The 8096-nt window shown below is 68.2% G+C and carries 7 protein-coding genes; 2 read left to right on the top strand and 5 right to left on the bottom strand.

Annotated features, from left to right (window positions below; all coding sequences use genetic code 11):
- The first annotated feature begins 217 nt into the window (after nucleotides 1–217).
- Nucleotides 218–3052 carry an aminotransferase class I/II-fold pyridoxal phosphate-dependent enzyme gene (locus AC5Y2S_RS08090; protein WP_499955263.1) on the top strand — a complete coding sequence of 945 codons (2835 nt, stop codon included), beginning with the start codon at nucleotides 218–220 and terminating at the stop codon, nucleotides 3050–3052.
- A 6-nt stretch (nucleotides 3053–3058) separates the two neighbouring features.
- On the opposite strand, the gene AC5Y2S_RS08095 is transcribed toward AC5Y2S_RS08090, so the two are convergent.
- Both AC5Y2S_RS08095 and AC5Y2S_RS08100 read right to left on the bottom strand, forming a co-directional pair.
- Complete coding sequence (locus tag AC5Y2S_RS08095; protein WP_499955265.1) at nucleotides 3059–3283, bottom strand: hypothetical protein; 225 nt, start codon at nucleotides 3281–3283, stop codon at nucleotides 3059–3061.
- A gap of 54 nt (nucleotides 3284–3337) precedes the next feature.
- A complete protein-coding gene (locus AC5Y2S_RS08100) occupies nucleotides 3338–4132 on the bottom strand; it encodes a COG4705 family protein (protein ID WP_499955267.1) in 795 nt (264 codons plus the stop codon).
- A 145-nt stretch (nucleotides 4133–4277) separates the two neighbouring features.
- Between AC5Y2S_RS08100 and AC5Y2S_RS08105 the strand changes: the two genes are divergently transcribed.
- Complete coding sequence (locus AC5Y2S_RS08105; protein WP_499955269.1) at nucleotides 4278–5498, top strand: MFS transporter; 1221 nt, start codon at nucleotides 4278–4280, stop codon at nucleotides 5496–5498.
- Nucleotides 5499–5640: 142 nt separating this feature from the next.
- Here AC5Y2S_RS08105 and AC5Y2S_RS08110 read toward each other — a convergent pair whose 3' ends face one another.
- The 3 genes from AC5Y2S_RS08110 to AC5Y2S_RS08120 are packed head-to-tail and all read right to left on the bottom strand — an operon-like array spanning nucleotide 5641 to nucleotide 8036.
- Complete coding sequence (locus tag AC5Y2S_RS08110) at nucleotides 5641–6180, bottom strand: GNAT family N-acetyltransferase (RefSeq protein WP_499955271.1); 540 nt, start codon at nucleotides 6178–6180, stop codon at nucleotides 5641–5643.
- Between the two features lie 4 nt (nucleotides 6181–6184).
- Nucleotides 6185–7390: a serine hydrolase domain-containing protein gene (locus AC5Y2S_RS08115; RefSeq protein ID WP_499955273.1), complete on the bottom strand. Its 1206-nt coding sequence runs from the start codon at nucleotides 7388–7390 to the stop codon at nucleotides 6185–6187.
- A 13-nt stretch (nucleotides 7391–7403) separates the two neighbouring features.
- The gene (locus AC5Y2S_RS08120) at nucleotides 7404–8036 is read right to left on the bottom strand and encodes a class I SAM-dependent methyltransferase (protein ID WP_499955691.1); all 633 of its coding nucleotides are present in this window, start codon (nucleotides 8034–8036) and stop codon (nucleotides 7404–7406) included.
- Nucleotides 8037–8096 lie beyond the last annotated feature (60 nt).

Consider the following 8096-nt stretch of genomic DNA (forward strand, 5'->3'; position numbering starts at 1 on the left):
AAACCACGGCGACCGTGGCGGTCTCGCTGACGCTCGCCGCGATGGCGCTGTCGCCATCCGCGGCGGTCGCGCGCGCCGAGCCCTATTGCGCGTTCCAAATGTCTTGCCACACAGCAGCTGTGGACAGACTCGGTCATCCACAGACAACAGCAGCGGTCACTATTTCCGCCTGTCACGCGATAATTACGAGCTGCACTGATGTGGAGAGGGTGACGAGATGAGTCCAGAAACTGCCCGGCCGCGACGACTTCGCGTGTCCGCGCTCGCGGCGGTCGCCAACCCGTCGTACACGCGCGTCGACACGTGGAACCTGCTCGACGACGCGTGCCGTCACCTGCGCGACGTCGACCTCGCCGGGCTGGACAAGACCCACGACATCGCCCGGGTGAAGCGCCTGATGGACCGCATCGCCGCCTACGAGCGGTACTGGTTGTACCCCGGCGCGGCCAACCTCGCGACGTTTCGCGCTCACCTCGAGGGCCTTTCGACGGTGCGCCTCAGCGAGGAGGTGTCGCTGGCGGTGCGCCTGCTGAGTGAATACGGCGACCGCGCCGGGCTCTTCGACACCACCGCGTCGCTGGCCGAGCAGGAGTTGGTCGCCCAGGCCAAACAGCAGCAGTTCTACACCGTGCTGCTGGCCGACGACGCCCCGTCGACGGCGCCCGACAGCCTGGCCGAGTGCCTGCGGGCGCTGCGCACCCCGTCCGACGACGTCCAGTACGAGCTGCTGGTGGTGGGCAGCATCGAGGACGCCATCACCGCGGTCGCGCTGAACGGCGAGATCCAGGCCGCGATCATCCGCCACGACCTGCCGCTGCGCTCACACGATCGGGTGCCGCTGATGACAACGCTGCTGGGCGCCGCCTGCGAGGATGCGCTGACGACCGACACGCAGGACTGGGTCGAGTGCGCCGAATGGATGCGGGAACTGCGGCCGCACATCGACCTGTACCTGCTCACCGACGAGTCGATCGCCGCGGAGACCGAGGACGAACCCGACGTCTACGACCGAACGTTCTACCGCCTCAACGACGTCACCGACCTGAACAGCACGGTGCTCGCCGGCCTGCGAAACCGTTTCGCCACACCGTTTTTCGACGCCCTGTGCGCCTACGCGGAGGCACCGGTCGGCCAGTTCCACGCGCTGCCCGTGGCGCGCGGCGCCAGCATCTTCAACTCGAAGTCCCTGCAGGACATGGGCGAGTTCTACGGCCGCAACATCTTCATGGCCGAGACCTCGAGCACCTCCGGGGGCCTGGACTCGCTGCTGGACCCGCACGGCAACATCAAGAAGGCGATGGACAAGGCCGCGGTGACCTGGAACTCCAACCACACCTACTTCGTCACCAACGGGACGTCCACCGCCAACAAGATCGTCGTGCAGGCCCTGACGCGCCCGGGCGACATCGTCCTCATCGACCGCAACTGCCACAAGTCGCACCACTACGGGCTGGTGCTCGCCGGCGCCTACCCGCTGTACCTGGACGCCTACCCGCTGCCCGAGTACGCGATCTACGGTGCCGTGTCGCTGCACACGATCAAGAAGGCGCTGCTGGACCTCGAGGCGGCCGGCCAGCTGCACCGGGTCCGAATGCTGTTGCTCACCAACTGCACCTTCGACGGCGTCGTCTACAACCCGCGCCGGGTGATGGAGGAGGTGCTGGCCATCAAGCCGGACATCTGCTTCTTGTGGGACGAGGCGTGGTACGCGTTCGCGACGGCGGTGCCGTGGGCGCGCCAGCGCACCGCGATGGTGTCCGCGGAACGCCTGGAGCAGATGCTGGCGTCGCCGGAATACGCTGCGGAATACCGGAACTGGGCCGCGGAGATGGAAGGGGTCGACCGCGCGGAGTGGGTCGATCGCCGGCTGCTTCCCGACCCCACCCGCGCGCGGGTCCGGGTCTACGCGACGCACTCCACGCACAAGTCGCTGTCGGCGTTTCGGCAGGCGTCCATGGTCCACGTCCGCGACCAGGACTTCAAGGCGCTCACCCGCGACTCGTTCGTCGAGGCGTTCTTGACCCACACCTCGACCTCGCCGAACCAGCAGCTGCTGGCGTCGCTGGACCTGGCGCGCCGGCAGGTCGACATCGAGGGCTTCGAGCTGGTCCGCAACACCTACAACATGGCGCTGGTCTTCCGGCACCGCGTGCGCAAGGACCGCCTGATCGGCAAGTGGTTCCGCATCCTCGACGAGTCGGACCTGGTCCCCGACGAGTTCCGCGCGTCGTGCGTCAGTTCCTACCGCGAGGTCCGGCAGGGCGCCTTGGCCGAGTGGAACGAGGCGTGGCGGTCGGACCAGTTCGTGCTGGACGCGACCCGCGTCACGCTGTTCATCGGCAAGACCGGCATGAACGGCTACGACTTCCGCGAGAAGATCCTGATGGAGCGGTTCGGAATTCAGATCAACAAAACGTCCATCAACAGCGTTTTGCTGATCTTCACCATCGGGGTCACCTGGTCGAGCGTGCACTACCTGCTCGACGTGCTGCGCCGTATCGCGACCGACTTCGAGCGCAGCCAGAGCATCGGCGGCAAGGATGACCGCGCCCTGCAGCAGCGCCGGGTCGAGGAGATCACCGAGGACCTGCCGCACCTGCCGGACTTCAGCGAATTCGACATGGCCTTCCGACCCGTCGACGCCTGCATGTTCGGTGACATGCGGTCGGCGTTCTACGCGGGATACGAGGAGTCGGACCGCGAACACGTGCTGATCGGCATGGCGGGCCGGCGGCTCGCGGAGGGACGGACGCTGGTGTCCACCACCTTCGTGGTGCCCTACCCGCCCGGCTTCCCGGTGCTGGTCCCGGGTCAGGTGGTGTCCAAGGAGATCGTCTATTTCCTGGCCCAGCTCGACGTCAAGGAGATCCACGGCTACAACCCCGACCTGGGGCTGTCGGTCTTCACCGACGCCGCGCTGGCGCGAATGGAGGCCCAGCGCAACGCGGCCACTGCCGCGGTCGGTTCGGCGTACCCGGTCTTCGAGCTGCCGGCCGACGCTGCAGCGCGCAACGGCGATGCCGTCGCGCAGCCGGTGACCGGGGGCGCCTGACCGGTTCTAGCCGGACACGGCCGGCAAGTCGGACAGGCCCTGCCGGATTCCCCGGGCTATCGCGTCCTGACGGGCCGGGCTGCCGGTGGGCGCCGCCTGTTGGCAGCTGCAGCTCAGGGCGCTGAAGACGCTGGGGTCGGCGCCGGCCGTGGCCGATCCGACGACGCCGGCGCCCACGCAAATGGCAACGCCGATCAGGATTTTGCTGGTGAATTTCGTCAACTTTCCCATGACGATTCCAGCCTAGGCGCGCGTCGCTGGGAATCCGCTGGGAAGCCCTGTGAATCAGGCGGTTTCCGCCGCCGCGCCGTCGTGCGGCTGGCCGGGATGGCGCCCCGGACGCTGCGGCAGGATGATGACCAGCGCGACGACGATCGCGGCGATGACCGCCGACGCCAGCGGGCGGCTCAGGGCCAGCCCGCCGTCGGCGACGGGCTTGTCGATGAAGTCGCCGACGGTCGCGCCCAGCGGCCTGGTCAGGATGAAGGCGACCCAGAACAGGACGACGCGCGACACGCCGGTCCAGTAGTACACGGCCACGACCACCAGCAGGGCCGCGCCGAACACCAGCGCACCGCGCTCGTAGCCGAAACCGCGGGTGTCGGCGAGCCAGTCGCCGAGCGCGGTGCCCAGCGTCTGGGAGAACGTGATCGTCGCCCAGTAGAACGCCTCGACCTTCGGGGTCGAAACGGTGCTCACCGATACCGTTCCCTGCGACCAGCGCCAAAGCCCCAGCGTCGCCAGGAGGAGACCCAACAGCAGCAGCGATCCGCCGGTGTAGCCGATCCCCAGTTGTCGGTCGGCGAAATCGGCCAGCGTCGTGCCGAACGTCGTCGACGCCACGATCGTGGCCCAGTACAGGCTCGCGTGGAATTGCTCGGCGAAGATCTGCGCTGCGACCAGGACGACGAGCGCGACGCCGAACAGCGTGACGCCGGCGGCGTAGCCCCAATTCAGCGTCATCGTGACGGTGTCGCCACCCGTCTCGCCCAGGGTCGTCGCGAGGATCTTGATCACCCAAAAGCCCAGGGTGACCGCCGGCACCTTCGTCAAAGCGTGTTTGGCAGCGTCATCGCTCACGTAGCGATCCTCCCACGGCGCCCGGGGCAGGTACCGGCGCGTTGCGCGTCAACATTAGATAACCGTTATGAATTACCTTAAAAATCAATAAGTTTCGGGCGCCGCGATTTCCGGTGCCCGCCAAACGCTGTGGCAACATTGTTGAATGGGTGCGCGGTGGTCAATCATGGCCGTCTCGTTGGGGGTAACGGCGAGCTCTTTTCTGTTCATCAACGGTGTGGCGTTCCTGATTCCCTCGTTCGAGGCGCGCCGCGGCATGTCGCTGACCGTGGCCGTCCTGCTGTCGTCGATGCCCAGTTGGGGCATGGTGGTCACGCTGGTCTTCTGGGGCTACGTGCTGGACCGGGTCGGCGAGCGCACCGTGCTGACGGCGGGCTCGGTGCTCACCGCGGCCGCGGCCTACGCCGCCGCGTCGGCCCATTCGGTGCCGATGATCGGTGTCTTCTTGTTCATCGGCGGGATGGCGGCGGCGAGCTGCAACACCGCCGGCGGCCGGCTGGTGTCCGCCTGGTTCCCGCCGCGGCAACGCGGCCTGGCGATGGGCATCCGCCAAACCGCGCAGCCGCTGGGAATCGCCTTGGGCGCGTTGGTCATTCCCGAGCTCGCCGAAAGCGGCCCGCACCGGGGGCTGATGTTCCTCGCGGTGATGTGCACCCTGGCGGCGGTGGCCAGCGTGATCGGAATCGTCGACCCGCCAAGGAAATCCCGTAGGGCGGCGGCCGCGGAGGAGCTGGCCAGCCCATATCGCGGCTCGTTCGTGTTGTGGCGGATCCACGCGGTGGCCGGCCTGCTGATGATCCCGCAGACGGTGACCGTGACGTTCATGCTCGTGTGGCTGATGGATCGCCATGGTTGGTCGGTGGCGGCGGCCGGCGCCCTGGTCACCCTCGCCCAGGTGCTGGGCGCCGTGGGCCGAATCGCGGTGGGCCGCTGGTCCGATCGCGTCGGCTCGCGAATGCGCCCGGTCCGCACCATCGCCATCGCCGCGGCCCTGACCCTGTTCGTGCTCGCCCTCACCGACGGCACGGGTTCGGGGTACGTCGTGTTGCTGATGCTCGCCGTCGCGGTGCTCGCAGTCCTCGACAACGGGTTGGAGGCCACCGCGATCACGGAGTTCGCCGGGGCGTTCTGGAGCGGACGTGCGCTGGGCCTGCAGAACACCACGCAGCGGCTGATGGCCGCGGCCGGACCGCCGGTGTTCGGTGCGTTGATCGCGGCGGCCGAGTACCCGGCCGCCTGGGCGCTGTGCGGCTTGTTCCCGCTGGCCGCGGCGCCGTTGGTGCCCACCGGGTTGTTGCCGCCCGGCCTGGACCACCAACCGCCGCCACCGCCGCAGCGGGAAATGGCCGAGGCCGCGCGACCGTAATTTTTGCCCACCGGGATCCCAAAGATGTCGCCCTTCCCCGGGTGGCGCAATAGCTCGCGCCCATTAACCATCAGGTGCGTGACGGCTTAGATTGTGCGCTGAGGGTGTCCCAGGCCGCACGCTTAAAAACCATCGCGCACCGCTAGCGCAGGATCTTGGCGTAGAGCAGGCTGTCCTGCGGCTCGGGGCCCATGGTGGGGAAGACGGCGTAGCGGCCGAGCCGGCCCTCCAGGACGAAACCGGCGCGCTCCAATAGTCGTGCCGAGCGCTCGTTTTCGACGCTGCACGATGCCCAGACGCGATACACCCCGCGGTCGGCTTCCAGCGCGGTCAGCAGCAGGTCGAGCACCTCGGACATGTAACCCTTGCCCCACCACCGCCGTCCCAGGCAATAACCGATCTCGACCGAGTGCGGCACGGGGCGCCGGCAGCTGGTCAGCCCGATGAGCTCGCCGCTGTGTTTCAGCGCGATCGCCCAGGTCCGCTCTTCGTCGCTGACGTTGAGCTTTTCGGTGATGACCCGCCGCGTCGCCGCCACGTCGGGGTGCGGCGCCCACAGCAGATACTTGGTGACCTCGGGATCGCGGGCGATCCGCTGGAACAGCGCGCCCGCGTCGTCCAGCATCGGTGGACGCAACACCAGCCGTTGCCCGGTGATGCGGACGGGCGGGTAGTCGACCATGGTCCTAGAGCCCGAGCGCCTGATAGGTGCGGCGGACGAATTTCGGTTGCGCCGATTGAAGTTTCGACAACGACGTGTTGCCCGCGACGGCCGCGGCCACGTCCGCGGACATGTCGGGCAGGTTCTGGACCAGATACAGCAGAACCAGATCGGCGGTCGGGTCGGCCTGCCACCACGTGCCGTACGCGCCGGGCCAGCTGAACGTTCCGAGCCCGCCCGGCCCGAACAGCTGAGCTGACTTCGCGGGGTCGGTCACCACCGACAGGTTCAGCCCGAAGCCGCGGCCGACCCAGTACGGCGCCCCCAGGAAGTTGTGCCGCTTCTGATCGTCGGTGAGCCGGTCGGTTCGCATCAGCCGGGCGGACTCGGGGGAGAGCACCCGCACGCCGTCGATCGACCCGTCGCCGAGCAGCATCCGCACGAACCGAAGGTAGTCGTCGGCCGTCGACCACAACCCGCCGCCGGCGTTGCAGAAGGACGGTGGCTTGATGTGCGGCGGGCCCATCGCGTCATGGTGCAGCCGGCCCTGCCCGTCGAGCCGATACATGGTCGCGGCGCGGCGGCGCCCTTCCGGGGAGACGAAGAACCCGGTGTCGGGCATGCCCACCGGGCCCAGGACTCGTTCGTCGAGGACCTCGTTGAACGGCTTGCCCTCGATACGAGAAGCGATGACGCCCAGGAGGTCTATGGAATGGCTGTAGGTCAATCGGTCACCGGGCTGATGCACCAGCGGCAGCTTGGCCAGCTCGGCCAGCCAGGCGTCCGGGCCCTGGTTGAAGGGCAGCCGCACGTAGGCCTTGGCGATCGGCCCGAACACCGAAAAGCCATAGGCCAGGCCGCTGGTGTGGGTGAGCAGGTCCTCGATCAGGATGGCGCGGCCCAGCGGGTGCGTCCGTTCCAGCGGGCCGTGCGGGTCGTCGAGCACCCGCACGTCGGCCAGCTCCGGCGCCCACCGCACGATCGGGTCCTTCAGCGCCAGCTTGCCCTCGTCGACCAGGCTCATCACCGCCGCGACCGTGACCGGCTTGGTCATCGACGCGATGCGGAACACGGTGTCCCGCTGCATCGGCAGGCCCGCGTCGATGTCGCGGTAGCCGATCTCGTTGACCTGCAGCAGTTCTCCGCGCTGCCAGACCATCGTCAGCGCACCCGCGAGCAGGCCCGCGTCGCACACCTCGCGGATGGAGGCCTGATTGACGTCCAGATTCACCGGTTCAGGGTAGCTAGCGCCGCCGGGCGCGGACGTACCAGAACGCCATTTCGATCTCGGTGCCGTCGAGCTCGCGGCGCACGGTGGCGGGTTCCAGCGATTCGATGTCCCAGCCGGCGCCGCCCAGGACATCGTGCAGCGTCTGCTCGGACACCGCCGGCCGAGGCCATTCGGCATCGGTGGGGTTGGCGTCGGAGAAGCAGCTGATGAGCAGGGTGGCGCCGGGTCGGGTGGCCCGGTGGGCCGCCTCGGCGTAGCTGCGCTTGCCGTCGTCGTCGAGGCAGTGGAACATGCCGCTGTCCACGACGGTGTCGAACGCGTCCGCGTAGCCCTCGAGCTTGGTGGCGTCGGTCACCGCGAACCTGACGTCGGCTCCGGCGTCGCGGGCCCGCCGTTCGGCCGTGATGAGGGCGGTGGGCGAGATATCGAGCCCGGTCACGCGGTACCCGTTCCTGGCCAGGTAAATGGCGTTATCGCCGAGGCCGCAGCCGATGTCGAGGACGTCACCGTGGACCCAGCCGCCGGTGTGCCATGCGATGACATTCTCCTTGGGTGCCTTGGTATCCCACGGCGGCGTCGCCATCGGCGGGATGCCCTCGCCGGGGCTCTCGCCGCGGTAGAGCGCGTCGAAGTCCATGCGCTGCAATCCGGAGGGAAAGGTTGAGGGATTAGAGCCTGTCATTTTCGCCAGGGTAGCCCGGAATGC

It is taken from the genome of Mycobacterium sp. NGS69 (assembly GCF_059812165.1).